Origin of the sequence: Mycolicibacterium canariasense (assembly GCF_002101555.1) — a bacterium.
Classification (GTDB): Bacteria; Actinomycetota; Actinomycetes; order Mycobacteriales; family Mycobacteriaceae; genus Mycobacterium; species Mycobacterium canariasense.
On the sequence record NZ_LQOL01000060.1, the window covers coordinates 45,020 to 71,443 of the forward strand.

At 68.4% G+C, this 26,424-nt stretch carries 25 protein-coding genes; 15 read left to right on the forward strand and 10 right to left on the reverse strand.

Annotated features, from left to right (window positions below):
- Positions 1-39: 39 nt before the first annotated feature.
- Genes AWB94_RS21675 through AWB94_RS21690 form a run of 4 tightly spaced genes read left to right on the forward strand, consistent with a single transcriptional unit; the run spans position 40 to position 3,855 of the window.
- Complete coding sequence (locus tag AWB94_RS21675) at positions 40-1,065, forward strand: ABC transporter substrate-binding protein (RefSeq protein ID WP_062655398.1); 1,026 nt, start codon at positions 40-42, stop codon at positions 1,063-1,065.
- Complete coding sequence (locus AWB94_RS21680) at positions 1,062-2,075, forward strand: ABC transporter substrate-binding protein (protein WP_062655397.1); 1,014 nt, start codon at positions 1,062-1,064, stop codon at positions 2,073-2,075. Before AWB94_RS21675 ends, AWB94_RS21680 begins: the two co-directional genes overlap by 4 nt.
- Positions 2,072-3,097, forward strand: coding sequence for a FecCD family ABC transporter permease (locus AWB94_RS21685; protein WP_165605281.1), 1,026 nt, complete (start codon positions 2,072-2,074; stop codon positions 3,095-3,097). The genes AWB94_RS21680 and AWB94_RS21685 overlap by 4 nt, the downstream gene beginning before the upstream one ends.
- Complete coding sequence (locus AWB94_RS21690; protein WP_062655395.1) at positions 3,094-3,855, forward strand: ABC transporter ATP-binding protein; 762 nt, start codon at positions 3,094-3,096, stop codon at positions 3,853-3,855. The genes AWB94_RS21685 and AWB94_RS21690 overlap by 4 nt, the downstream gene beginning before the upstream one ends.
- Positions 3,856-3,932: 77 nt before the next feature.
- On the opposite strand, the gene AWB94_RS21695 is transcribed toward AWB94_RS21690, so the two are convergent.
- Positions 3,933-4,514: a type II toxin-antitoxin system PemK/MazF family toxin gene (locus AWB94_RS21695; protein ID WP_201029501.1), complete on the reverse strand. Its 582-nt coding sequence runs from the start codon at positions 4,512-4,514 to the stop codon at positions 3,933-3,935.
- Between the two features lie 90 nt (positions 4,515-4,604).
- On the opposite strand from AWB94_RS21695, the gene lepA reads away from it, so the two are divergent.
- Both lepA and AWB94_RS21705 read left to right on the forward strand, forming a co-directional pair.
- A complete protein-coding gene (lepA, locus tag AWB94_RS21700) occupies positions 4,605-6,446 on the forward strand; it encodes a translation elongation factor 4 (protein WP_062655454.1) in 1,842 nt (613 codons plus the stop codon).
- Positions 6,447-6,477: 31 nt separating this feature from the next.
- Complete coding sequence (locus AWB94_RS21705; protein WP_307188154.1) at positions 6,478-7,194, forward strand: sensor domain-containing protein; 717 nt, start codon at positions 6,478-6,480, stop codon at positions 7,192-7,194.
- Positions 7,195-7,332: 138 nt separating this feature from the next.
- Here AWB94_RS21705 and AWB94_RS21710 read toward each other — a convergent pair whose 3' ends face one another.
- Entirely contained in the window at positions 7,333-8,247 is a 915-nt protein-coding gene (locus tag AWB94_RS21710; RefSeq protein ID WP_062655394.1) for a zinc-binding dehydrogenase, read from the reverse strand.
- Between the two features lie 94 nt (positions 8,248-8,341).
- On the opposite strand from AWB94_RS21710, the gene AWB94_RS21715 reads away from it, so the two are divergent.
- Positions 8,342-8,869, forward strand: a complete 528-nt coding sequence (locus AWB94_RS21715) for a class I SAM-dependent methyltransferase (RefSeq protein ID WP_062655452.1) — start codon at positions 8,342-8,344, stop codon at positions 8,867-8,869.
- Between the two features lie 14 nt (positions 8,870-8,883).
- Here AWB94_RS21715 and AWB94_RS21720 read toward each other — a convergent pair whose 3' ends face one another.
- Positions 8,884-10,866: a glycoside hydrolase family 15 protein gene (locus tag AWB94_RS21720; protein ID WP_062655393.1), complete on the reverse strand. Its 1,983-nt coding sequence runs from the start codon at positions 10,864-10,866 to the stop codon at positions 8,884-8,886.
- Between the two features lie 66 nt (positions 10,867-10,932).
- The gene (locus AWB94_RS21725) at positions 10,933-12,189 is read right to left on the reverse strand and encodes an FAD-dependent oxidoreductase (RefSeq protein ID WP_409365959.1); all 1,257 of its coding nucleotides are present in this window, start codon (positions 12,187-12,189) and stop codon (positions 10,933-10,935) included.
- Positions 12,190-12,212: 23 nt separating this feature from the next.
- Between AWB94_RS21725 and AWB94_RS21730 the strand changes: the two genes are divergently transcribed.
- The 5 genes from AWB94_RS21730 to AWB94_RS21750 all read left to right on the forward strand — a co-directional run bounded on the left by AWB94_RS21730 (position 12,213) and on the right by AWB94_RS21750 (position 16,521).
- Entirely contained in the window at positions 12,213-12,407 is a 195-nt protein-coding gene (locus AWB94_RS21730; RefSeq protein WP_062655391.1) for a hypothetical protein, read from the forward strand.
- A gap of 359 nt (positions 12,408-12,766) precedes the next feature.
- A complete protein-coding gene (locus tag AWB94_RS21735) occupies positions 12,767-13,798 on the forward strand; it encodes a sulfate ABC transporter substrate-binding protein (RefSeq protein WP_062655390.1) in 1,032 nt (343 codons plus the stop codon).
- On the forward strand, positions 13,795-14,658 hold the full coding sequence (gene cysT, locus AWB94_RS21740; RefSeq protein WP_062655389.1) for a sulfate ABC transporter permease subunit CysT: 864 nt from the start codon (positions 13,795-13,797) through the stop codon (positions 14,656-14,658). The genes AWB94_RS21735 and cysT overlap by 4 nt, the downstream gene beginning before the upstream one ends.
- Positions 14,655-15,467: a sulfate ABC transporter permease subunit CysW gene (cysW, locus tag AWB94_RS21745; protein ID WP_062655388.1), complete on the forward strand. Its 813-nt coding sequence runs from the start codon at positions 14,655-14,657 to the stop codon at positions 15,465-15,467. The genes cysT and cysW overlap by 4 nt, the downstream gene beginning before the upstream one ends.
- A 19-nt stretch (positions 15,468-15,486) precedes the next feature.
- Positions 15,487-16,521 (forward strand): sulfate/molybdate ABC transporter ATP-binding protein, encoded by a 1,035-nt coding sequence (locus AWB94_RS21750; protein ID WP_062655387.1) that lies wholly within the window; start codon positions 15,487-15,489, stop codon positions 16,519-16,521.
- On the opposite strand, the gene AWB94_RS21755 is transcribed toward AWB94_RS21750, so the two are convergent.
- From AWB94_RS21755 to AWB94_RS36320, 6 genes are all read right to left on the reverse strand, one after another.
- On the reverse strand, positions 16,522-17,430 hold the full coding sequence (locus tag AWB94_RS21755; protein ID WP_062655386.1) for a sterol desaturase family protein: 909 nt from the start codon (positions 17,428-17,430) through the stop codon (positions 16,522-16,524).
- A gap of 6 nt (positions 17,431-17,436) precedes the next feature.
- Positions 17,437-18,078, reverse strand: a complete 642-nt coding sequence (locus AWB94_RS21760; protein ID WP_062655385.1) for a TetR/AcrR family transcriptional regulator — start codon at positions 18,076-18,078, stop codon at positions 17,437-17,439.
- A 52-nt stretch (positions 18,079-18,130) separates the two neighbouring features.
- Positions 18,131-18,841 carry a sirohydrochlorin chelatase gene (locus AWB94_RS21765; protein ID WP_062655384.1) on the reverse strand — a complete coding sequence of 237 codons (711 nt, stop codon included), beginning with the start codon at positions 18,839-18,841 and terminating at the stop codon, positions 18,131-18,133.
- 13 nt (positions 18,842-18,854) lie between these two features.
- Complete coding sequence (locus tag AWB94_RS21770) at positions 18,855-19,565, reverse strand: phosphoadenylyl-sulfate reductase (protein ID WP_062655451.1); 711 nt, start codon at positions 19,563-19,565, stop codon at positions 18,855-18,857.
- A 33-nt stretch (positions 19,566-19,598) separates the two neighbouring features.
- Entirely contained in the window at positions 19,599-21,275 is a 1,677-nt protein-coding gene (locus tag AWB94_RS21775) for a nitrite/sulfite reductase (protein ID WP_062655383.1), read from the reverse strand.
- 126 nt (positions 21,276-21,401) lie between these two features.
- Entirely contained in the window at positions 21,402-21,611 is a 210-nt protein-coding gene (locus tag AWB94_RS36320; RefSeq protein WP_420092929.1) for an Ms4527A family Cys-rich leader peptide, read from the reverse strand.
- Between AWB94_RS36320 and hemW the strand changes: the two genes are divergently transcribed.
- From hemW to AWB94_RS21790, 3 genes are all read left to right on the forward strand, one after another.
- A complete protein-coding gene (gene hemW / locus AWB94_RS21780; RefSeq protein ID WP_062655382.1) occupies positions 21,590-22,723 on the forward strand; it encodes a radical SAM family heme chaperone HemW in 1,134 nt (377 codons plus the stop codon). The two genes, AWB94_RS36320 and hemW, sit on opposite strands and share 22 nt — an antisense overlap.
- A gap of 116 nt (positions 22,724-22,839) precedes the next feature.
- Positions 22,840-24,663 (forward strand): ABC transporter ATP-binding protein, encoded by a 1,824-nt coding sequence (locus tag AWB94_RS21785; protein ID WP_062655381.1) that lies wholly within the window; start codon positions 22,840-22,842, stop codon positions 24,661-24,663.
- Positions 24,660-26,417 carry an ABC transporter ATP-binding protein gene (locus tag AWB94_RS21790; RefSeq protein ID WP_062655380.1) on the forward strand — a complete coding sequence of 586 codons (1,758 nt, stop codon included), beginning with the start codon at positions 24,660-24,662 and terminating at the stop codon, positions 26,415-26,417. The genes AWB94_RS21785 and AWB94_RS21790 overlap by 4 nt, the downstream gene beginning before the upstream one ends.
- The last annotated feature ends 7 nt before the right edge of the window (positions 26,418-26,424 follow it).

Here is a 26,424-nt window from a genome sequence, read left to right on the forward strand (position 1 = left end):
ACGGCCCCGCGACCGGGCCCCGCATCGAAGGAAGCCACCGTGCGTGCTATCGCCGTGCTCCTGTCCATATCCCTTGCCCTTACTGCCTGCACCACGGCGACATCGGCCGAACCCCCGCCGGCACCGGCCGACGCCAGCGGTCACACCCGCTACCCGCTGACACTGGAGAACTGCGGTGTCCGCGTCACTTTCGACAATCCACCCCGCCGAGCCGTGTCGCTGTATCAGGCATCCACGGAAATCTTGCTGTCCCTCGGACTGGCCGATCGGATGGTGGGGACCTCGACGTGGTTCGATCCGGTTCTGCCCGAATTGGCCGCGGACAACGCGCGAGTGCCCCGGCTCGCGGACAACGACCCGTCGTTGGAAACCGTCCTCGACACCGAACCGGATCTGGTCACCTCGGCCAGCGCGCACACCTTCACCCCGGCGGTGGTTGCCGACCGCGCCCGCTTCGCCCAACTGGGCATCCCGACCTACCAGTCCCCGTCGGTGTGTGACGGTGCCACCGTCGACGGTGAGACCGTCACCCGCACCGAACCGTTGCGCATGGACACCCTCTTTCGTGAGATCACCGAGTTGGCAACCATCTTCGATGTCCGAGATCGCGGTGCCCGGTTGGTGGCCCGGCTGAAACAGCGGCTGGCCGCGGCGCCGAAGGCGGCCGGATCCCATCCCACGGTGGCTTTCTGGTTCTCCGGCCTGCGGACGCCTTATCTGGCGGGCTGCTGTTCGGCTCCCGGACTGTACGCACGTGAACTGGGCGTCACCAATGTCTTCGCCGACGCCCGCGAGGACTGGCCCGAGATCAGCTGGGAGGCCCTGGCCGACCGCGATCCCGACGTGCTGGTGCTGGCCGACCTGAACCGGCGCCGCGTGGACGGTGACGCGCTGGAGACGAAAATTCGCTTCCTGGAATCTGATCCGGTGACCAGGAACCTGTCGGCGGTGCGCGAGAAGCATTACGTCGTGCTCACCGGTTCCGAACTCGATCCGGGGATTCGGCAGGTTGACGCCGTCGAGAAACTGGCCGCCGGATTCGCCGCGATCGGGCCGACGCGATGATCGGCCGCGCCGCGGCGGCGATCTGCTCGGTGCTGCTGCTGGCCGGGTGCGGGCAATCGGCCGCGCCGGCGCAGCGATCCGCCGGCGCCGCGGGTTACCCGCTGACCGTGTCGAACTGCGGCCGCGACGTCGTGATCGACGCACCGCCGGCCCGGGCGGTGTCGCTCAACCAGGGCTCCACCGAGATCCTGCTGTCGCTGGGACTGGCCGACCGCATGGTGGGCACCGCTACGTGGACCGACCCGATCCGGCCGGACCTGGCCGCCGACAATGCCCGGGTCCCGCAGTTGGCGGTGAACAAGCCGGCGCTGGAGACGGTGCTCGACACGGAACCGGATTTCGTCTCGGCGTCGTTTGCGGGCACCCTCGGACCGGGCGGCGTCGCCGACCGTGACGAGTTCGAGAAGCTGGGGGTGCCCACGTATTTGGCGCCGAGTGACTGTGTCGGGAGGGTGACCGGCAGCGCGGACGGCGCCCGCATCGCGCCGCTGACCATGGAACTCATCTACGACGAGATCCGAGATCTGGCCGGGATCTTCGACGTGCCGAGCCGTGGGGAACAACTGACCGCCGAGCTACGGGGGCGGATGACGGCCGCCCGTGCTGTCGCCGATGTCGACATGGCCTTCTGGTTCTCCGATATCCGTGCGCCCTACATGGCCGGCTGTTGTGGAGCACCAGGCATCATCGCGGCAACGGTCGGTGCCCGAAATATCTTCGCCGACACCATCGATGAGTGGCCCCAGGTCAGTTGGGAGGCGGTCGCCGCCCGCGATCCCGATGTGCTGGTGCTGGCCGACCTGAGCCGGCGCACCATCGAGGGCGACTCGCTGGCCACCAAAATCCAGTTCCTGGAATCGAATCCGGTGACCGCCAGGCTGACCGCCGTTCGGGAGAAGCGTTACATCGTCGTCAACGGCGCCGACCTCAACCCGTCCATCCGCACCGTCGACGGTGCCGAGAAGGTGGCGCACCGGCTGCGTGAACTCGGATTCGTGACGGGCAAGTGAGCATCCGTACGCCGGCGTTGGTCACGCTGTGGGCCGCCGGCCTTGTGCTGTTGCTCTTTTCGGCCGCGGTGGCCATCACGATCGGCCCGGCCGCGTTGTCGGTGCGCGATGTGTATCGCATCGTCGCCGAACATCTGGGCGCCGGCCCCTCGGGTGCGACACGGCTGCAGGACGGCATCGTCTGGCAGTTGCGCCTGCCGCGGGTGGCGCTGGCCGCGATCTGCGGGGCCGGTCTGGCGTTGTGCGGGGCGATCATGCAGTCGCTGCTGCGCAATCCGCTGGCCGACCCGTTCGTGCTGGGGGTCTCCTCGGGCGCCTCCACCGGTGCGGTGCTCATCGTGGTGCTCGGCGCCGGTGCGGGCGCGGTGTCACTGTCCGCAGGGGCGTTCGCCGGCGCCCTGCTGGCCTTCGCGGTGGTGCTGGCCCTGGCGTATGCCGCCGGCGGCAGCACCGACCGGGTGGTCCTGGCCGGCGTCGCGGCCACCCAGTTGTTCTCGGCGCTCACCTCGTTCATCGTGCTGTCCTCGGCCGACGCCGAGCAGACGCGCGGGGTGTTGTTCTGGCTGCTCGGATCGCTGGCCGGGGTGAACTGGGCCGATGTGCTGACGTGTGGGTCGGTGGTGGCGGCTGGGCTGGTGTGCTGCCTGGGATTCGGGCGCACGCTGGACGCCTTCGCCTTCGGTGAGGATGCGGCCGCCACCCTGGGCGTCGCGGTGCGACGCGCCCAGACCGTGCTGTTGGTGGTGACGGCGCTGGTCACCGCGGCGCTGGTCAGCGCGACCGGCGCCATCGGCTTCGTCGGTCTGGTGCTACCGCACGCGGCGCGTTTCTTCGTCGGGCCGGGACATCTGCGGCTGCTGCCGACGGTCGCCCTGTTCGGCGCGATCTTCATGGTGTGGGTGGACACGCTGGCTCGCACCGTCTTCGCGCCACAGGAGCTGCCCACCGGGGTGGTCACCGCGCTACTGGGGGTGCCGGCCTTCGCGGTGATCCTGCTGCGCCGCCGGGGGGTGCACCGATGAGCCTGCGGGCGCTGGAGGTCGGCTGGACCCGCTCCGGGCAGGTGGTGCTCGTCGGTGTCACGGTGGACCCCGAACCGGGGAGCACCCTGGGCCTGCTGGGGCCCAACGGATCTGGAAAGTCGTCGCTGCTGCGGCTGTTGGCCGGGGTGGACCGACCCGACTCCGGGCTGGTCACACTCGACGGCGTGGTACTGGACCGATTGTCGCGCCGGGCCATTGCCCGCCGGGTGGCGATGGTCGGCCAACATGCCGATACCGATCTGCACATCACGGTCCGCGAGGTGGTGCGGCTGGGTCGCATCCCGCACACCGGGCCGATCGGGGCTGCCCGGGACACCGACCACGCGGTGCGCGAAGCACTGGTGGCGACCGGGCTGACGGACATGGCCGGCCGGCACTGGCACACCCTGTCCGGTGGGGAACGTCAGCGGGTGCAGATCGCCCGGGCACTGGCCCAGCAGCCCGGCGAACTCCTGCTCGACGAGCCGACCAACCACCTGGACATCGCCCATCAACTCGACATTCTGGCCTTGGTCCGGGCTCTCGACGTCACGACGGTGGTCGCCCTGCACGACCTCAACCTCGCCGCGATGTTCTGCGATCAGCTGATCGTGCTGTCCGGGGGCCGGGTGGTGGCCGCCGGCCCGCCGGCCGAGGTGCTCACCGAACGGCTGGTGGCCGCGGTGTACCGGGTGGACTGCCGCATCACCGTCGAGCAGGGGCGCCCGAGTATCCGTTACGCCGCCCCGAGTCGGTGAGCGCGCGCCGAGATCGACGTTTCGCCGGATCGCACTCGCACAACCCCGCCGATTTGATCAATTGGGCGGGGTAGGGGTCAGGACCAGGAGAAGTCGGCCCGCAGCCGGGCGGCGACCAGCTCGAAGCGGTCCCGGTCCAGGATCGCGCCCTCGCGGCGGATACCGTCCTCGGGCACGTCGAGCACCCGGTCCAGGCGCACCCAGCTGGGCCGGCCGTCGTCATCCCAGGTGCCGGTGCCGATGGCGACCCAATCCTTATCGCCGGCGTGGTAGTCCCGGCTGGACAGCATCAACCCGAGCAGCACATCGCGGTCGCGGCCGACCACCAGAACGGGCCGGTCCTTTCCGCGGGTCGGGTCGTCCTCGTAGACCACCCAGGTCCAGACGATCTCGCCGGGATCGGCCTGACCGTCGAGGTCAGGGGAGTAGATGATGCGCCGCGCGCGCTGCGCGGTGGGCACGCTCGCGTCGGTGACGGGCCGGCCCGCGGTGATCGCGGGGGTTTGTTGGGCCGGTGCCCCGGCCAGCACGTCCAAGCCGATCTTGATGCCCTGCTGCAGCACCCGCTCCGGTGAGGGCAATTGGCGGATGAGTTTCGGCGCTTCGTTGAAGACGAGGTGTCCCGCGAGGCGCTGGAAGGCTTTCCACTGCGACGCCATGGAAACGAGGATAGGTCCTCCGATTGTGTCGGGACGGGCCACGCTCGATACGCTGGAGTCACATATCGCGCCTCGACCAGGAGAAACCCAATTAGCAGTTTCGCCGACCGGACGTTCACCGCGCCGGCGCAGATCCGGAACTTCTGCATCATCGCTCATATCGACCACGGCAAATCGACGCTGGCCGACCGGATGTTGCAGCTCACCGGTGTCGTCGACGACCGCTCCATGCGAGCCCAGTACCTGGACCGGATGGATATCGAGCGGGAGCGCGGAATCACCATCAAGGCGCAGAACGTGCGGCTGCCCTGGAAGGTGAACGACGAAGAATTCGTGTTGCACCTCATCGACACCCCCGGGCACGTGGACTTCACCTACGAGGTGTCCCGCGCGCTGGAAGCCTGCGAGGGCGCGGTGCTGCTGGTCGACGCCGCCCAGGGCATCGAGGCCCAGACCCTGGCCAATCTGTACCTGGCGCTGGACCGCGACCTGACGATCATCCCGGTGCTGAACAAGATCGACCTGCCGGCCGCCGACCCGGACCGCTATGCCGGCGAGATCGCCCACATCATCGGCTGCGAGCCGTCCGATGTGCTGCGGGTGTCCGGCAAGACCGGCGCCGGGGTGGCCGAACTGCTCGACGCTGTGGTCGCGCAGGTGCCGGCCCCGACCGGTGATCCGGACGCGCCCACCCGGGCGATGATCTTCGACTCGGTGTACGACATCTACCGCGGCGTGGTCACCTACGTCCGCGTCGTGGACGGCAAGATCACCCCGCGCGAGAAGATCGCGATGATGTCCACCGGCGCCACCCACGAACTGCTCGAGGTCGGCATCGTCTCACCCGAACCGAAGCCCAGCGTCGGTCTGGGCGTCGGTGAGGTGGGCTATCTGATCACGGGGGTGAAGGACGTCCGCCAATCCAAGGTCGGGGATACCGTCACCACGGCCCGCAACGGCGCCAAGGAGGCGCTGACCGGGTACCGCGAACCCAAGCCGATGGTGTACTCCGGTCTGTACCCGGTGGACGGCTCGGATTACCCCAACCTGCGCGAAGCCCTGGACAAGCTGCAGCTCAACGACGCCGCGCTGACCTACGAGCCGGAGACCTCGGTGGCCCTCGGCTTCGGTTTCCGGTGCGGCTTCCTCGGGCTGCTGCACATGGAGATCACCAGGGAGCGGCTGGAACGCGAGTTCAACCTCGACCTGATCTCCACCTCGCCGAACGTCGTCTACCGCGTCATCAAGGAAGACAACACCGAGCTGATCGTCACCAACCCGTCGGACTGGCCCGAGGGCAAGGTCCGCACCGTCTACGAGCCGGTGGTCAAGACGACGGTCATCGCGCCGAGCGAGTTCATCGGCACCATCATGGAGCTGTGCCAGTCCCGCCGCGGTGAGCTGCAGGGCATGGACTATCTGTCCCCGGAACGCGTCGAGCTGCGCTACACCATGCCGCTCGGCGAGATCATCTTCGATTTCTTCGACTCGCTGAAATCGCGCACCCGCGGCTACGCCAGCCTGGACTACGAGGAGGCCGGCGAGCAGGAGGCCGACCTGGTCAAGGTCGACATCCTGCTGCAGGGTGAGGCCGTCGACGCGTTCAGCGCCATCGTGCACAAGGACGGCGCCTCGGCCTACGGCAACAAGATGACCACCAAGCTCAAGGAGCTGATCCCGCGCCAGCAGTTCGAGGTGCCGGTGCAGGCCGCCATCGGGTCGAGGATCATCGCCCGCGAGAACATCCGGGCCATTCGCAAGGACGTGCTGTCCAAGTGCTACGGCGGTGACATCACCCGCAAGCGCAAACTGCTGGAGAAGCAGAAGGAAGGCAAGAAGCGGATGAAGACCATCGGGCGGGTGGATGTGCCGCAGGAAGCCTTCGTCGCCGCGCTGTCCACCGACGCGAGTGCGGACAAGCCAAAGAAGTGACGCCAGCCGCACCATCGGTCAGAATGACGCGGTGAACAGCGCCGCAAAACCGTGCCGTAGCCTGCTGGCCCTGTCGGGTATGGCCGCCGCGGCCCTCCTGTTGACCGGATGCGTCAGCACGGTGACCGGTGTTGCGGTCCGCGACCGCAACGCGGCTCCCGCCGACGTGCCGCCGCTGAAAGACTCCCAGCTCGACCGGGTGCTGTTGTCGGTGCGCGATATCAATGCCGTCATGGGTGCCAGCGACATGGAGATCACCAGCGAACTGAATCAGATGACCGACCATTCCCGGGACATCTCGGATCCGGACTGCTTGGGTGCCATCTACGGCGCCGAACAACCGGTTTACGACGGCAGCGGGTGGACGTCGGTGCGTGACCAGGTGGCGCGCGAGCCGGAAGAGGACAACCAGCACTGGGCCGAACAGACGGTGGTGCTGTATCCCAGTGCGGACAAGGCCCAGCGGTTCTGGGAGAAGTCCGAGTCGACGTGGAAGCAGTGCGGCGGTTCGGCGGTATCGGTGGACGACGGGCAGTCCAGCTACACCTGGCAACTCGACGATCTGGAGGTCAAAGACCAGGTCATCACGCAACGCACCATGCAGGAGGACGCCGGCGGCTGGGAATGCCAGCACGCCATGTCGTATGTCTCCAATGTGACCGTCGAGGCGTGGGCCTGCGCGTACGGCATCAACGACGAAGCGGCCGGCATCGTGCAGAAGATGATCGACAACGCCAGCAAGAAGTAGTTCTGACCGTATCGCCCTGCCCGCCAACTGCTTTCACTCGATCAGAACAACGGTACGGGCGAACAGCTTGGGCTGGAACGGCATTGGCACAATCCGCGCACCCCGGGCGACCACCTGATCAACGGCAGAGCAACCGGGCTAGACCACCCGCAGCACGGCCTTGCCGGGCACCTGCCGGTTCAACAGGGCCTGCGTCGCGGCACCGACGTTGACCCACGAGTCGCGCAGGCCGATCTGCGGGTCGAGTTCACCATCGGTGAGCAGCGTCAGCAGGTAATGCAGGTCGGCTTGGAAGGGCGCACGAACCATGAAGGGCTCCAAGCGTTTCCGGTTGCCCAGCCGACGATGCGCCTCGAGGTCGATGGTGGTGGGCTCGTTGGACGCCATCCCGATGGACTGCACCGAACCGCCGTCGGACACCAGGGCGAAGGCCTGCGCCAGCAGTGGTCCGCCGACATTGTCCAGCACACCGAAGACCGGTTCGTCGACGCCGTCCAGTCCGACGACGACCTCGGCGGCACCCAGTTCGGTGAGGCCGTCACCCCTGGCGGGGTTGCCGACCGCGGCCACCACATGGGCGCCGGCCCGAGCGGCCAACTGGACCGCGAACCGCCCGACCCCGCCCGAGGCCCCGGTGATGAGCACCCGTTGCCCGACCACCGGCCCCAGGGCCCGCAACGCCTGCAGAGCGGTGACACCCGCGACCGGGAGGGCGGCCGCCTCCTCGAACTCCACGAACTCGGGCAACTCGGCCATGTTCTGGCTGTCCACCGCGCGGCGCTCGGCCCAACCGCCCTCGCCGCCGAAACCGACCACCCGGGTGCCGACCGGCGGACCCGACCCGTCGGCCGCGGCCTGGGCCACCACACCTGCACTGTCCCAACCGGGTACCTCACCGGGCCGGCGCATGTGGTCGATGAAACGCACCTCACCGAAATTCAGCGCGATGGCGTGCACGTCGATGACGGCCTGGCCGGCGGTGGGTGCGGGCTCACCGACCTCCCCGAGACGTAGGTTGGACGGCGCGTGCGGGTCGTAGACGATGGCGCGCATGCCCTCGCCCAACAATGCCGTCGACGGTCGTATTCCCGCCCGCCAGGTTTCGCCATTCGAGCGTGGGAAGGCTTCTAGGGTGGTGTCGGTGACCATGCACGACCGCGAGCGCTGGGATGCGGTGTACAGCGGCCGCCGAGTCTGCGAGCCCGCACTGCCGGCCGCCTTCGCCGCGCACGAAACGGTGTTCCCCGCCTCCGGCACGGCGCTGGACATCGCCTGCGGTCAGGGTGCGGCAGCGGTCTGGCTGGCGCGTCGCGGACTCGACGTGCTGGGCGTCGACGCCTCGGTCGTCGCGATCGAGCAGGCGCGCGCTCTCGCTGCCGGGACGACGGCACGCTTCACCGTCGTCGATCTGGACGACGGACTGCCGGCCGGGCCCGCGGTCGACGTGCTGCTGTGTCACCGGTTTCGCGATCCCCGGTTGTACCGGGCTTTCGTCGACCGGCTGAAACCCGGTGGGCTGCTGGCGATCTGCGTGCTCAGCGAGGTGGGTGGATCGCCGGGCCCGTTTCGCGCCGTGGCCGGGGAATTGGGCCGGGCATTTACGGAACTGGAGCCCATCGCCGCGGGGGAGGGCGACGGGGAGTCTTGGCTGCTCGCTCGTCGGCCGCCGAACTAGGTGGCCAATCGCTCCTACATGGGGGCGTTGGCCGGCTGGAAGACGCCGGTGCTGTCGGCCTCCTCCTCGGCGCGGATGACGTGCACGACGGCGTTGATCAACGCCAGGTGGGTGAACGCCTGCGGGAAGTTGCCAAGGTGGCGCCCGGTGCGCGGTTCGATCTCCTCGGCGTACAGATGCAGTGGGCTGGCGAAGGACAACAACCGCTCGCACAGATGCTTGGCCCGGCTCACCTCGCCGATCTCGACCAGCGCCGACACCAGCCAGAACGAGCAGATGGTGAAGGTGCCCTCTTCACCGGACAACCCGTCGTCGGTCTCCTCGACCCGGTAGCGCAGCACCAGGCCCTCGTCGGTCAGCTCATCGGCGATGGCCAGCACGGTCGCGCGGATCCGCGGATCATCCGAGGGCAGGAACCGGGTCAGCACGGCCAGCAGCAGGGAGGCGTCCAGCGCGTCGTCGCCGTAGCGCTGGGTCAGCACCCCACGCGAGTCCACCCCGTGCGCCAGGATGTCGGCCTTGATCTCCTCGGCGACCACCCGCCATTGCTGCGCGTAAGACTTCTCGCCCTGCAGCTCGGCAAGTTTGGAACCGCGGTCCAACGCCACCCAGCACATGATCTTGCTGGAAGTGAAGTGCTGCGGCTCGCCGCGGACCTCCCAGATGCCGCGGTCGGGCTCGCGCCAATGCTTGATCGCTTCCTCGACCTGATTCTTCAGCACCGGCCAGAGCATCTCGGGAATCTGCTCGCGGGATTTGGCGTGCAGGTAGACCGAATCGAGCATGGTGCCCCAGATGTCGTGTTGCATCTGGTTGTACGCGCCGTTGCCGATGCGGACCGGCCGCGCGTTGTCATACCCGGACAGGTGGTGCAGCTCGTCTTCGACGAGGCTGCGTTCCCCACCGACGCCGTACATCACCTGCAGCGGATGGCGTTCGCCGTTGTTGGCGCCGGACACGTCGGCGATGAAGCTGAAGAAGTCGTCGGCCTCGCGGTCCAGACCCAGGGTGTACAGCCCCCACAACGCGAACGTGGAGTCCCGGATCCAGGAGTAGCGGTAATCCCAGTTGCGTTCGCCGTGCGGGGTTTCCGGCAGTGACGTGGTGGGGGCGGCCAGCAGCGCGCCGGTCGGTGAATAGGTCAACCCCTTCAGCGTCAGCGCCGACCGCTGCAGGTACGAACGCCACGGGTGGTCCGGGAAATCGCCGATGTTGATCCACTGGCGCCACGACTCGCTGGTCTTCCACATCTTGTCCGAGGCTTCCTCGAACGTCTGTGGCGCCGGGTGCTTGGACCACGACAGTGCGACGAACACGTTGTCGCCCTCGGTGAGCCGAGTCCGGGCGCGGGCCTCATGACCTTCCAGGCCGATCCGCAGGTTGGTGGTCAGGCGCAGCGTGGGATGGGCTTCGGGGTCCTTGTGCGAACGGGCGATGGCCTCGCCGTAGGCGGCCGCGGAGTACTCCCAGGTGGCGGGCTGGCGGCCGTAGTCGAAGGAGGGTTCGCAGTTCATCACGAGTTCGACGACGCCGGACACACAGCGCACCGTGCGCAGCAGGATGTGTTCGGCATCCCAGTCCATCGGGGTGCGCCGGTGGGTACGGGACCGGGTCTCGATGTCGTGCCAGGGCCCCATCACCAGGGCGTCGCGCACGATCATCCAGCCGGTATGGGTCTGCCAGGTGGTCTCCATGATCAGCGATCCGGGCAGGTAGCGACGGGCCGAAGGCACGGTCACGCCGTAGGGGGCGAGCCGGAAATGCCCGGCGCCGCGGTCCAGGATGGCGCCGAACACGCTGGGGGAGTCGGGGCGCGGGACGCACAGCCACTCCACCGACCCGGCCGCCGAGATCAGGCAGGTGTTCTCGCAGTCGGAGAGGAACGCGTAGTCGGCGATCGGCGGAAACGGGTTCCGCAACGACGGCCCCGTCGTCGCGTACGGGACCGGTGCCGTGACGGACAGCGGCGTGTCGGAGTCGGTGTGTTCCAGGACCATGCCGACATCATCGACCGCCGGGCCGCCTGTCGTCCACCGGGGACAGAAACCCGGCGGTTTGCCGGTTCAGCGCCTGGCGAACGCCGGGACGTGTTCGGGCAGCGGTCCGATGGCCACCCCGTAGCCGGCGATGCTGCGCAGCAACGGGATTCGGGCCAACATCCGGACGGGGGCGGGGCTGCCCGACGTCGACGAGGCGCCGTCGACGGTATCTGGACTGTCGGCACCGCCGATCGCCTTGGCGATCACCGTGGCGTGGATGGCCCGCTGCACGCCCTGGATCAGCGCCGTCGGGCCCCAGCGCCTGGCCTGTACCCGGGCCAGCTCGCGCGTCGTCACCCGGCCGGCCCGCAACGGATCGGCCAGCATCCGCCCGGCCGCCACCGCGTCGGCCACCGCCAGGTTGATCCCGACGCCGCCGACCGGCGACATCGCATGCGCGGCATCGCCGATCAGCAGCAGGCCGTCGGCATACCACCGGTGCAACCGGTTGAGCTGGACGTCGAGCAGTTTCACGTCGGCGAAGTCGGTCAACGTGCCGATCCGGTCGGCGAGCCAGGGCACCAGTTCCACCACGCCGCGATGCAGCGCGTCGATACCTTCGGCACGCAGCCGGGCGTCGCTGCCCTTGGGGATGATGTAGGCGCACTGGTAGTAGTCGCCACGGTCGATGACGATCATCGCGTGGCCCGTCCCCAGCACGCCGGCCAGGCCGTGCGGGTCGCCCTCGGCCCGCGGCAGCCGAAACCACCAGACGTCCATCGGCGCCCCGAATGCCTTGGGCACCAATCCCATCCCATCCCGCAGTGTCGACCCGCGGCCGTCGCAGGCGACGGTGAGGTCGGCGCGCAGCTCGTGCTCACCCTGCGCGTCGCGGTAGCGCACCCCGGTCACCGTGCCCTCGGACCGCAGCGGCCCGAGCACCTCGGTGCTGCGCCGCAACGTGAACGAGGGTTCGGCCTCGGCCGCCGTCGCCAGCAGCTCCAGGAAGTCCCACTGCGGCACCAGGGCGATGTGCTGGTGCCGGCCCGGTAGATGCCGCAGGTCGATGTTCACCGGGCTGCCTTGCACCGACATGCTGATGGTGTCGATCAGTCGGTGCGGGACGGCCGCGAACGCCGGGCCCAGGCCCAGCTCGTCGAGGTTGCGCAGCGTGCTGGCGTGCACGGTGTCACCGCGAAAGTCGCGCAGGAAATCGGCGTGCTTCTCCATGACGGTGACATCCACCCCGGCACGGGCCAGCAGCAGGCCCAGCATCATGCCGGCGGGGCCGCCGCCGGCGATCAGGCATCCGGTGCGATCCGGTGATGTCGGCATGGACACATGGTGGCACTACTGTGGTCCGCATGGGCGGGATCCTGAGCTGGTGGGACGGTGTCGAGCTGTGGCTGTCGGGTCTGGGTTTCGTCGCCCAGACCGCCGTGGTGATGCCGGTCGTGCTGGCGTTGGCGTACGGCATGGCGGTCCTGCTCGACGGTGCCCTGGGTAACGGCATCAAGCTGCTGCGCCGGGCCCGCCATGACGACGGGGACCCGCGGTGAACCAGATGCCGCGCTCGCGGGTCACGCTGATCCTGCTCATCCTTGTCGTTCTGGTCATCGTGACCTGGTACTTCACCCGCTGACGCGCACAGCGAACCGCTCGATGAGCAGACCGAGTCGATTCTGTTAGGCTTCGCGCCATGCACGCAGCGCTCGGCAGCACGCAGAGCCATGTCCTGGCTCCTGCTGTCGTCGATCTTTGCGCTGTCGTCACTGTGCACTGTTGTCGCTGACCCCAACCCGTCCCGCGGTTCGGTGTCGGTGATGGCTGCATCCCAGCCATGAGTTCCCCGGCCAATTTCTCCGTCGTGACGGGCCAAGCTCCGCCCCTTCCCGTCACTGATGAAGAAAGGCCATAGATGTCCGAGACCATCAAGTCGCGCTGGACCGCGGCTGCAGCGCTGGCCCTGTCGGCGACCCTGCTCGCCGCGTGCGGTGGAGGCTCCAGCGACGTGGTCGGCGACACCGGTGACGCCAAGGCCGACACCACGCTGACGCTGGTGGCCTACGCGGTCCCGGAGCCGGGCTGGAGCAAGATCATCCCGGCGTTCGCTGCCACCCCCGAGGGCAAAGGCGTCGCGGTGACGACGTCCTATGGCGCCTCCGGTGACCAGTCCCGCGGTGTCGTCGACGGCAAGCCCGCCGATATCGTGAACTTCTCCGTCGAGCCCGACGTCGCCCGCCTGGTGAAGGCTGACAAGGTGGCCAAGGATTGGAACTCCGATGTCACCAAGGGCATCCCGTTCGGCTCGGTGGTCTCGTTGGTGGTGCGCAAGGGCAACCCCAAGGGCATCAAGGATTGGGACGACCTGCTCAAGCCCGGCATCGAGGTCGTCACGCCCAGCCCGCTGAGCTCGGGTTCGGCCAAGTGGAACCTGCTGGCCCCGTACGCCGCCAAGAGCAATGGCGGTAAGGATTCGGCGGCGGGCCTGGACTTCGTCGACAAGCTGGTCACCGAGCACATCAAGACCCGCCCCGGCTCCGGCCGTGAAGCCACCGACGTGTTCCTGCAGGGCACCGGCGACGTGCTGATCAGCTACGAGAACGAGGCGATCAACGTCGAGCGGCAGGGTAAGGACGTCGAGCACATCAACCCGCCGCAGACCTTCAAGATCGAGAATCCGGTAGCCGTCGTGAGCACCAGCGCTCACCTGCAGCAGGCCACTGCGCTGAAGAACTTCCTCTACACCGCCGAGGGCCAGAAGCTGTGGGCCGAGGCCGGCTTCCGCCCGGTCGACCCCGCCGTGGCCGCCGACTTCGCCAAGGACTTCCCGAGCCCGGAGAAGCTGTGGACCATCGCCGACCTGGGCGGCTGGAAGGACGTCGACCCGGCGCTGTTCGACAAGGACAGCGGCAGCATCACCAAGATCTACAAGCAGGCCACCGGATGACCTTCTCTCCGGAGACCGCGGTGAGCCCCGCCCCGGGAGCCTCGGCTCCCGGGGCGGAGCGTCGTCATCGTCTCGGCACCACGTCGCTGCGGGTGGGGGCCGCATCGATCTGGCTTTCGGTGATCGTGTTGCTGCCGCTCGCGGCGATCCTGTGGCAGTCCGCCGGGGGCGGCTGGTCCACCTTCTGGCAGGCCGTCAGCTCCAACGCGGCGCTGGAGTCGTTCAAGGTCACGGTCACCATCTCGATCGGCGTCACCGTGGTGAACCTGGTGTTCGGGCTATTGGTGGCCTGGACGTTGACCCGTGACGAGTTCCCCGGCAAACGGCTGGTGGACGCGGTGATCGACCTGCCGTTCGCATTGCCGACCATCGTCGCCAGCCTGGTGATGCTGGCTCTCTACGGCCCCAACAGTCCGGTGGACCTGCACCTGCAACACACCAAATGGGGTGTGGGTGTGGCGCTGCTGTTCGTCACGTTGCCGTTCGTCGTGCGCTCGGTGCAGCCCGTGTTGCTCGAACTCGACCGCGATGTCGAAGAGGCGGCGGCTTCCCTGGGCGCCAACAGCTTCACCATCCTGACCAAGATCATCCTGCCTGCGCTGCTGCCGTCCCTGCTGTCCGGAGCCGGCCTGGCGTTCTCCCGGGCGATCGGCGAGTTCGGCTCCGTCGTGCTGATCGGTGGCGCCGTTCCCGGCGAGACCGAAGTGTCCTCACAGTGGATCCGCACCCTGATCGAGAACGACGACCGGACCGGTGCGGCGGCCATCTCGATTGTGCTGCTGCTGGTTTCGTTCGTCGTGTTGTTCATCTTGCGTGCGGTCGGTTCCCGCGCGGCCAAGCGTGAGGAACTGTCGAGATGACCCTCTCACCCGCGGTGCGGTACCTGGTGCGGTTCCTCGCGCTGGCGTACGTCACCATCCTGGTCATCGTGCCGGTCGGCCTGATCCTGTGGCGCACCTTCGAACCGGGTATCGGCGCCTTCGTCGGCTCGATCACCACCCCGGCGGCCATCTCGGCGCTGCAATTGTCCCTGCTGGTGGTGGCCATCGTGGTGCCGCTCAACGTGCTGTTCGGGGTGCCCACCGCACTGGTGTTGGCGCGCAACCGGTTTCGGGGGAAGAGCGCGCTGCAGGCGGTCATCGACCTGCCGTTCGCCGTGTCGCCGGTGGTGGTCGGCGTGGCGCTGATCCTGCTCTGGGGCAGCGCCGGGCTGCTCGGGTTCGTGGAGAACAACCTCGGCTTCAAGATCATCTTCGGGCTGCCCGGCATCGTGCTGGCCAGCATCTTCGTCACCGTCCCGTTCGTCATCCGCGAGGTCGAACCCGTCCTGCACGAACTGGGCACCGACCAGGAGGAGGCCGCCTCCACCCTGGGCTCGCAGTGGTGGCAGACGTTCTGGCGGATCACGCTGCCCTCCATCCGGTGGGGGCTGACCTACGGCATCGTGTTGACCGTCGCGCGCACCCTCGGCGAGTTCGGTGCGGTGATCATGGTCTCGTCGAATCTGCCCGGCACGTCGCAGACGCTGACCCTGCTGGTGTCCGACCGCTACAGCCGGGGCCAGGAGTACGGCGCCTACGCGGTCTCGACGTTGTTGATGACGGTAGCGGTCATCGTGCTCGTCGTTCAGGTGATTCTCGACGCCCGGCGTATCCGGGCGGCAAAATAGGGCGCAAGGAGACCGTGCAATGACCAACGCCATCACCGTGAAGGGCGCCAACAAGCGCTACGGCGATTTCGTGGCCCTGGACAATATCGACTTCGTGGTCCCGGAAGGGTCGCTGACCGCACTGCTGGGGCCCAGCGGTTCGGGCAAGTCCACCTTGTTGCGGGCGATCGCCGGCCTCGATACCCCGGACACCGGCGAGATCACCATCAAGGGCAGGGACGTCACCGGGGTGCCGCCGCAGCGGCGCGGCATCGGCTTCGTGTTCCAGCACTACGCCGCGTTCAAGCACCTGACGGTGCGCGACAACGTGGCCTTCGGCCTGAAGATCCGTAAGCGGCCGAAGGCCGAGGTCAAGGAGAAGGTCGACAACCTGCTGGAGGTGGTGGGGCTGGCCGGTTTCCAGACCCGGTACCCCAACCAGCTCTCCGGCGGCCAGCGCCAGCGCATGGCGCTGGCCCGGGCGCTGGCGGTGGACCCGCAGGTACTGCTGCTCGACGAGCCGTTCGGCGCCCTGGACGCGAAGGTGCGCGAGGACCTGCGCGCGTGGCTGCGGCGGCTGCACGACGAGGTCCACGTCACCACCGTGCTGGTGACCCACGACCAGGCCGAGGCGCTCGATGTCGCCGACCGGATCGCGGTGCTGAACAAGGGTCGCATCGAGCAGGTCGGTTCGCCCACCGAGGTGTACGACGAACCCGCCAACCCGTTCGTGATGTCCTTCCTGGGCGCGGTGTCCTCGGTCAACGGCTCGCTGGTGCGCCCGCACGACATCCGGGTGGGCCGCAATCCGGAGATGGCCATCGCCAGTGCCGATCCGACGGTGGCGGCGACCGGGGTCATCCGGGCCGTCATCGACCGGATCGTCGTGCTGGGCTTCGAGGTGCGCGTCGAGCTGACCAGCGCCACCGACAACGTGCCGTTCACGGCCCAGATCACCCGTGGCGACGCCGAGGCGCTCGGTTTGAAGCACGGCGACACCGTCTACGTGCGGGCCACCCGGGTGCCCAACCTGGGCACGAGCGCGCCGGCGGAATCCGCGCTGACCGGCGTCTAGTCAGGCCACGACGGGCTGTGCGGACTGCTCGTCGTCGACCGGCCGTTTCTCGGTCCACCCCGGTGGGCCCACGAGATAGCCGATGCGGCCCCGCCACGTGCCGGCCCGCCAGATGTCGCGCACCATCGCGGCGAACTCGTGGAAGTTCACCTTGATGGGATTGTGGGTGTCGATGTTTTTGGTCAATCCGTAACGCACCGTTTCGGTTTCGTCGGCGTAGCTGTTGAACCACCGGTCCCAGACGATGAGGATGCCGCCGTAATTCTTGTCGAGGTACGGGTTGTTGGCGCCGTGGTGTACCCGGTGGTGCGACGGGGTGTTGAAGACGTATTCGACGGGGCGGGGGAGCTTTCCGATGAGCTCGGTGTGCAGCGGGTATTGATACAGCAGGACGATCGCCTGGCTGAGGAAGATCAGCCATACCGGCACACCCGTCAGTGCCAGCGGGATGTACACCACCGACGACAGGAACCGGCCCGGGATCAGCCACGGCAGCCGCACCGCGGTCGACATGTTGAAGTGCTGACTGGAGTGGTGCACGCTGTGTGCCGCCCAGAACAACCGAACCCGGTGGTTCATGCGGTGTTCGGCGTAGTAGGCCAGGTCGGCCCCTACGATCGCCAGCAGCCAGACCCACCATTCCGATGCCGACAGTGTGACCGGAGCCAGCGTCGCTGCCAGCAGCACGATGGGCACCGAGATGAAGTGCTCGCCCATCTTCGCGATCCGGCCCAGCCCGTACACCGACAGGCTGGCCAGGGTGTCGCGCAGTCCGAAGCCAACCCGTTGCCGCGCCGGCGTTTTCGCGTCGGCTCGCCTGCGCTCCAGACGGTCACCGACGACTTCGATGCCGAGCAGCAGCAGGAAGGCCGGGATCGCGTAGAGCCCGATGTTGCCGATCCATTCCACGGGTGGCTACTTTCGTCCGGAGTTCTTGGGCATGCCGGCGATCTGCCATCGCATCGCCTGGCCGAACATGTCATCGGAGACCCGCTTCGGGTCGATGCGGCGCTGCCGGATCAACCCGCTGAACAGTGCGAGGGTGATGGTGGCGAAATCGTCGACGGACACCACGGTCTGGTCGACATCGTTGCGGTCCAGCACGCCGGCCAGGATCTCGCGGACCGCGCCCAGGGTGCGCGCCGAAGCGTCGGCCTCGATGCGCATCAGTTCGGGATTGCGCACGGCGTGCAGCCAGAACTCGGTCTTCAGCACGGCGACGTGAAGGTCCTTGTCGGCGATGGCGATCAGCATCCGCCCCAGCGCCTGCAGCGGATCCTGCGACAGCGCTTCGGCGGAGTCGAAGATGTCGGCCACTTCGTCCATGTGGTTGACGGCCCGGTCGGTCATCAAGGCGGCGAACAACTCGTCCTTGTTGGCGAAGTTGGAGTACACCGCACCGACCGAGAAACCGGCCGATTCCGCGATCTCCTCGACCGACGCAGCGGCGTAGCCGCGCCGGGCGAAGACCTGCGCGGCGGCCTCGAGCAGCTGCCGGCGGGTGCGTTCTCTGCTTTCCGCGCGGGTCAACCGGCGCGGTTTTTCGGCGTCGTCCATACTTGGATAGTAACCATTATTTGAATAATGGCCACTATCCGAGTTTGGCGGCCTACGCGGCGGCCGCGACGCCGCACGCGGCGTCGAAGCGGTCCAGCACCGTCTCGGCGACCAGCCGGTGCGGCCCGAGCGGCTGGGCCATCGGGATGCCGTGCGTGGTGGCGAAACTTGCCACCCGGTCCGTGATGCGGCCGTGCGCCAGGAACCACGGCGCGATGACCAGCCGATCGGCGCCGCGGTCCCGGAGTTCACCGGCGATCCGTGCCAGGTTCGGGTGCGCGCCGGCGGCGAAGGCGGTCGCCGCCGTCCAATTGGTGTGCGCCACCAGCTGTTCGGCCACCATGGCGGTGCGCGAATTGGCTTCTGGGCGTGACGAACCCACCGCGGTCACCATGACACCGACGCCGTCGAGCCGGGACACCCCGGCCTCGGCGATGCGGCGGCGCAGCACGGCCACCAGTTGATCGTCCTCGCCGAGCACTTCGGTCTGGCGGGCCCTTGTCCCGGACTCGGCGATCATCGCCGGGATGTCGACGCGGGCGTGGTAGGCATCGGCGAGCAGCAGCGGTGTCACCACCGCGCGGTCACCCACCGAACACAGCACATCGACCAGATTCGGCGAATTCTGTTCGCAGAACGCCGGAATCACCTCGAGCCCGGGGCGCATCCGGCGGATGGTGGCCGCGACGGCATGCGTGTTGGCGGCGGCGCGCGGATCCGCGCTGCCGTGGGCGGTCAGGACGAGGGCGCTTGCGCTGCTCACGCCCGCGGCCCGTTCACGAGGCGTGCAGCCCGCATTCCGTCTTGGCCTGCCCGGCCCACCGTCCGCTGCGCGGATCCGCGCCGTCGATCGGCTTGCTGGTGCACGGTGCGCAGCCGATCGACGGATAGCCTTCGTAGACAAGGGGATTGACCAAGATGCCGTGCTCGTCGATGTAACTCTGCATCTCTTCGTCGGACCACGCCGCGAGCGGGTTGATCTTCACCAGACCGAAGGCTTCGTCAAAGCTGATCAGTGGAGCGTTGGCGCGCGTCGGCGCCTCCACCCGGCGGATCCCGGTGACCCACGCCGAATAGCCCTTGAGTGCCTTGCTCAGCGGCTCGACCTTGCGCATCCGGCAGCATGCCGCGGCGTCGCGGGCGAACAGGTCCTTACCGTGCAACGCGTCCTGTTCGGTCACGGTGCGTTCGGGGGTGACGTTGTGCACCTTGACGTCGTAGACCGCCTCCACGGCATCGCGGGTGCCGATCGTCTCCACGAAGTGGTACCCGGTGTCCAGGAACATCACGTCGACACCGGGGCGGACCTCGGCGGCCAGGGCGACGAGCACCGCGTCCTGCATGTTGGAGGCCACGATGTAGTTGCCGCCGAAGTTCCGATCGGTCCAGCGCAGCAGGTCCATCGCGTCGGCGCCGTCGAGCTCTCTGGCACCGCGCTCGGCGATGCCTCGCAGATTTTCCTCGGTCATCAGCGCTTGGTCGCTCATCATTACCTCAGCTCTCGCTCTTCGCGCGGGCGCTCATCGAAGATCAGCTTCGTCGGCTCGCAACGCCCATTGGGCGAAACGCTCGCCGGGCTCGCGTTGTTTCACGAAGTTGCGCGCGACACGCTCGATGTAGTCGCCGAGTTCGGTGGACAGCACCTTGTGCTGGCGCAGCTTGCGGCCGAACCCGCTGTCCAGGCCCAGGCTGCCGCCCAGGTGCACCTGGAAACCCTCTTCCGGGCCGTTGCCGTCGTCCACCATCTGACCCTTGAAGCCGATATCGGCGATCTGGATCCGGGCGCACGAGTTCGGGCACCCGTTGATGTTCACCGTGATGGGCACGTCGAGCTCGGCATTGATGTCCTCCAACCGCTGCTCCAGCTCGGGCACCAGGCTCTGGGCCCGGACCCGGGTCTCGGCGAAGCTCAGCTTGCAGAACTCGATGCCGGTGCAGGCCATCAGGTTGCGCCGCCAATGGGACGGGGTGGACGGCAGCCCGATGGCGTCCAATTCGGCGCGCAGCCCAGCCACCTTGTCGTCGGGAACGTCGAGGATGATCAGCTTCTGGTACGGGGTGAACCGGATGCGGTCCGAGCCGACCGATTCGGCCAGGTCGGCGACCTTCGTCAGGATGGTGCCCGACACCCGGCCCGCGATCGGGGCGACGCCGACGGCGTTCAGACCGTTCTTCAGCCGCTGCACGCCGACATGGTCGATGGGCCGGGAGACCGGATCCGGGGCGGGGCCGTCGATGAGGGCCCGCTTGAGGTATTCGGTCTCCAACACCTCGCGGAACTTCTGCACGCCCCAGTCCTTGATCAGGAACTTCAGCCGGGCCTTGGAACGCAGCCGGCGGTAGCCGTAATCGCGGAAGATGCTGACCACGCCCTCCCACACGTCGGGCACCTCGTCGAGCGGCACCCAGGCGCCGACCCGCTGGGCCAGCATCGGGTTGGTGGACAGGCCGCCGCCCACCCACAGGTCGAAGCCCGGGCCGTGCTCGGGGTGGTTGACGCCGATGAAGGCGACGTCGTTGACCTCGTGCACGACATCCTGCAGACCCGAGATCGCGGTCTTGAACTTGCGGGGCAGGTTGGAGTACTCGGGCTTGCCGATGTAGCGCTTGACGATCTCGTCGATGGCCGGGGTGCCGTCGATGACCTCGTCGAGCGACTCACCGGCCAGCGGCGAACCGAGCACCACGCGGGGGCAGTCGCCGCACGCCTCGGTGGTCTGCAGGCCCACCTCGTCGAGCCGGCGCCAGATCTCGGGCACGTTCTCGACCTGGATCCAGTGGTACTGGATGTTCTCCCGGTCGGAGATGTCGGCGGTGTCGCGGGCGAATTCGGTCGAGATCGTCCCCAGCGTCCGCAGTGAGGCGGCGGTCAGCGCCCCGCCGTCGCTGCGCACCCGCATCATGAAGTACTCGTCCTCGAGCATGTCGGTGTTCTCGTCACCGGTCCAGGTGCCGTCGTACCCGGGTTTGCGCTGGGTGTAGAGGCCCCACCAGCGGAACCGGCCACGCAGGTCACCCTTGTCGATACTGTCGAACCCGCCGGGGGCGTAGATGTTCTCGATCCGGGCCCGCACGTTGAGCGGATTGTCGTCCTTCTTGGACTGCTCGTTGGCGTTGAGCGGCTCGCGGTAGCCGAGGGCCCACTGGCCTTCGCCGCGTGGGCGCTTGGCTGGCTTAGCAGGATTCGCGGTCGTCATTGAACTGGCTCCTTAGTGGAGGAGCAGGCGGAGGGATCGCGCAGGCCACCGGTGGCTGTCCGGCGGCGCAGATCCGTCGGCCAGCTGAAATTTCAGGGTGGGCTGGGTCCTAGGTCAACGCAGTCGTCAAGGAAGACAGCAACAGCTACAGACGCGCTTGAAGTCGACATGCCGCCGTGCCACCAGTGCAATACCGGTGGTGCTGTTACGGGCGGAGGTCATGCCCGCCATTGTGCCACGACCGGCGCCATCAGCCCTAACCGGGCCAGATTTGCGATCGCGCTGAGCAAAATCGGTTCTGGGAGACTGGACCCATGAGCGTGCCGGCGGGACCATTCGGGATCTACATCCACGTGCCGTTCTGCGCGACCCGCTGCGGATACTGCGATTTCAACACCTATACGCCCGCCGAACTCGGGGGCGCCAACCCGGCGGGTTGGCTGGCGGCGGTGCGGCTGGAGCTGGCGCTGGCCGCGGCGCAGGTCGGCCCGCGGCCGGTCGACACCGTATTCGTGGGCGGCGGCACCCCTACCATGCTGGGCGGCGACGGGCTGGCCGCGGTGCTCGACGCGGTCCGCGCGCATTTCACCCTGGCGCCGGACGCGGAGGTGACCACCGAGGCCAACCCGGAATCCAGCTCGCCGGCCCTGTTCGCGCGACTGCGGGCCGCCGGCTACACCCGCATCTCCCTGGGCATGCAGTCCGCGGCGCCGCACGTGCTGGCGGTGCTCGACCGGGTGCACTCGGCCGGGCGGGCACCCGCGGCCGCGCTGGAGGCCCGAGCCGAGGGATTCGAGCACGTCAACCTGGACCTCATCTACGGCACTCCGGGCGAGACCGACGATGACCTGCGCCGTTCGGTGGAGGTCGCGGTGTCGGCCGGCGTCGACCACGTGTCGGCGTACGCGCTGGTGGTCGAGGACGGCACCGCCCTGGCCCGCCGGGTGCGCCGCGGCGAGGTGCCCGCCCCGGACAACGATGTGCTCGCCGAGCGCTACGAACTGCTCGACGCGCAGCTGTCGGCGGCGGGGTTGCAGTGGTACGAGGTGTCGAATTGGAGCCGCCCCGGCGGGGAGTGCAGGCATAACCTGGGTTACTGGGACGGGGGCCAGTGGTGGGGCGCCGGCCCGGGCGCGCACGGTTTCGTCGGTTCGACACGATGGTGGAATATCAAGCACCCCAACGCTTATGCGCAGGCGCTGGGCGAGGGCAGGTTGCCGATCGCCGATTCGGAGACGCTCGATGACACCGCGCGGCACACCGAGGACGTGATGTTGCGGTTGCGGTTGCGCAGCGGCCTGCCGGTGGCGGTGCTGTCCGCGGACGAACGCAGCCGGGCGGAGGTGGCCATCGGTGACGGGTTGGTGACCCGGGCCGCCGATCGGCTGGTGCTCACCGACCCGGGCCGGCTGTTGGCCGATGCCGTGGTGCGCACCCTGCTGGACTGAATCCGGCAGTGAGATGGCGTCCCTGGCGGGAAAGTGCGAGTGGGCGGCGCCGTGAGTTCCGAGTGAACGGGGATGCCACGCTAGGGTGTTAGGCAACCCTTACCTATGGAGCGTGGATGACCACAGTTCAGGCCGCGTCGACGCCACCCCGGACGACCGCGAGATACAACCAGCTGGCCGCGCGTCAGGCCGCCCGCGCCGACGCGTTGGCGCTGAAGGCGCTGCTCGCCCCGGTGGCCGGTCGGTCCCGGGTCGCGCAGCTGCTCACCCTGGTGGCCTCCGCCGCCACCATCGTGCCGTTCATCGGGATCGTCGAGATCGGGCGCCTGCTGTTGGCCGGCGGCGCGGTCGACCCGTCCCGGGTCTGGACCGTCGTCGCCGTCGTGATCGCCGCGCTGCTGGTTCGGACCTGGGCCAACGGCACCGCGCTGACCCTCACCCACCTCGCCGACGGTGACCTGCAGCGCTCGTTGCGCCGGCGCATCGTCGACACCCTGGGCCGGCTGCCGCTCGGCTGGTTCAACGGCACGTCCTCGGGCGAGGTGCGCAAGGCCGTGCAGCAGGACGTGGGCGAACTGCATTTCCTGGTCGCGCACTCCGCGGTGGAGAACACCGGCGCGCTGGCCACTCCCGCCTTCGGACTGGCCTACTGTTTCGCGCTGGACTGGCGGCTGGGCCTGCTGGCGATCGGGACCGCCCCGGTGTACCTCGGCGTGTACATGTGGCTGGGCCGCGACGTCCGGGTGCAGATGGAACGGATGAATGCCGGTATCGCGCGGATCAGTGCCACCATCGTCGAGTTCATCGCGGGGGTGGCGGTGGTCAAGACATTCGGCGAGACCGGCCGCGCGCACAAGCGTTTCGCCGAGGCCGCCGAGGAGTTCAACGACGGCTTCGCCGCCTGGATGGGCCCGATGGTGCGGGTCAAGGCGTCGTCGTCCATCTTCATCGAGGCGCCGACGGTGCTGTTGGTCAACCTGGCCGGCGGCTACTGGTTCGTGCGCAGCGGCTGGGTCGCACCGATCGACGTGCTGGGATCCACGCTGGTGGCCATGACCATTCCCGCCGCCGTGCTCGCCGTCGGCTACTCCGCGGGCATCCGCAAGCAGGCCCAGGCCGCCGCGGGTCGGCTGGTCCGGCTACTGGATCAGCCGAAGCTGAAAGTATCGGCCAAACCGCTTGTTCCGCAAGGTAACTCGGTCGACTTCGACGGAGTCGGCTTCAGCTACGACGGTGCCAACACCGTGCTGCACGAGGTCGACCTACACCTGGCCCCGGGGACCATCACCGCGCTGGTCGGACCGTCCGGCAGCGGCAAGTCCACCCTGGCCACCCTGGTTCCGCGGTTCCACGACGCGACGACGGGTGCGGTCCGCGTCGGCGGTATCGACGTGCGCGACATCGACCCTGCGGTGCTGTACCGGCATGTCGGCTTCGTGTTGCAGGACGTGCAACTGCTGGGCGTCAGCGTGGCCGACAACATCGCGCTGGGCCGCCCGGACGCCTCCGCCGAGGAGGTCTACCAGGCCGCCGAAGCGGCGCACATCCACGACCGGATCCTGGAATTGCCACGGGGATACGACTCCGTGGTGGGCGAAGACGCGCACTTCTCCGGCGGTGAGGCGCAGCGGGTCAGCATCGCCCGCGCCCTGCTGGCCGACACCCCGGTGCTGGTGTTGGACGAGGCCACCGCATCGGCGGACCCGGACTCCGAGGCGCAGATCCAGGCCGCGCTGTCGCGGCTGATCGCCGGCCGCACGGTGCTGGTGATCGCCCACCGGTTGGGGTCGATCGTCGGTGCGGACAACATCGTCGTGCTCGCCGAAGGCCGTGTCGTCGAACAGGGCCGCCACGACGAATTGCTGGCCCGCGACGGTAAGTATGCCGAGATGTGGCAGGTGTACAGCGCGGGCAGCGATCTGCGGGAGGCCGCACGATGATCCGGGGTTTTCTGCGCATCCTCGGCCCGCAGCGTGGGCTGATGTTCGGCTACCTGGCTTGGGTCAGCGCCTACGGCCTGCTGCACGGCATCGCGATGGTGCTGCTGGTGCCCATCTCGCAGGCCTTGTTCGACGGCCGGTACGGTGACGCGGCACGTTGGCTGGGGGTGCTCGCCGTGGTGGTGGTCGCCGCGGCGGTCGCCCAGTACGTCCAGTCCTCGCGGGCCATGCGGATGGCGCTGGCCACCATGCGGCTGCTGCACCACCGGCTCGGTGACCACATGGTCACCCTGCCGCTGGGCTGGTTCACCCGCGACACCGTCGGCTCGGTCTCCCAGATCGCGGTCAAGGGAACCACGTTCGTCGGCACCAGCGGGGCGCACCTGATCACCCCGATCGTGCTCAACATCGTCAGCGCCGCCACCGTGGTGGCCGGCCTGGCCCTGTTCGACTGGCGCATCGCCGTCGTCGCCCTCGTCGGTGGCCTGGTGCTGGTGGGGTGCGGCCGGCTGGCCTCCCGGCTGATCGCCGAGGCCGAGACACTCAATCACGCCGCCGAGGTCGAGGTGAACACCCGCGTCGTGGAGTTCGCCCGGTGCCAGCCGGTGCTGCGGGCGTTCGGGCGGACCGGGGCGGATTTCGCGCCGCTGGGCGCCGCGCTGGAGGCCCAGCACACGGTGGGCCGGCGGGCCCTGTGGCGTTCGGTGGCAGGCCTGATGGTCAACGGTGTTGCGGTACAGGCGGTCTTCTCGGTGCTCATCGCGGCAGCTGCCTGGCTGGCCGTCGACGGGGCGACGGGGAACGGCGGTGGCCAATTGAACCCGATCACGGCGGTGGCGATCCTGGGCCTGGCGGCCCGGTTCGCCTCGCCGCTGGCCGCACTGGCCGAATACGGTTCGGCCATGCGGATGGCCCGCACCGAACTGGATCGCATCACCGCAATCCTGGACACCCCAGCCCTTCCGGAACCCGATGTACCGCAGCAGGTTTCGACCCCAGGTCGGGTCGAGTTGGAGCACGTCGCATTCGGTTACCCGGGCCGGTCGGTGGCCACCGACATCAGCTTCGTGGCCGAACCGGGCACCATGACGGCTCTGGTCGGGCCGTCGGGGTCCGGCAAGACCACGCTGACCCGGCTGATCGCCCGCTTCTACGACACCGACGCCGGGGTGGTGCGCGTCGGCGGCGTCGACGTCCGCGATCAGCGCACCGCCGACCTCATGGCGCAGCTGTCGCTGGTGTTCCAGGACGTTTACCTGTTCGACGACACGCTCTGGGAGAACGTGCGGATCGGCCGGCCGGACGCGACGGAAGCCGAAATCGCCGCCGCGGCGCAGACTGCCGGGCTGACCGCGGTGCTGGACCGGCTGCCCGAGGGCTGGCAGACCAGGGTGGGGGAGGGTGGATCGGCGCTGTCCGGCGGTGAGCGGCAACGAGTTTCGATTGCCCGCGCGTTGCTCAAGGACGCCCCGATCGTGCTCTTCGACGAGGCCACCAGCGCGCTCGATCCGGAAAACGAGCGCCATGTCGCCGACGCCATCCGCACCTTGGCGCAGCGCAGCACCGTCGTGGTCATCGCGCACAAGCTGTCCACCGTCACCGCCGCGGACCAGATCGTGGTGCTCTCGGGTGCGGGGACCGTCGCCGATTGCGGCACGCACACCGATTTGATGGCCCGCGGCGGCCAGTACGCGGACTTCTGGTCGCAGCGGGTCTCGGCGTCCGGGTGGTCGATGGCCGACAAGGTCGGCTAACTCACAT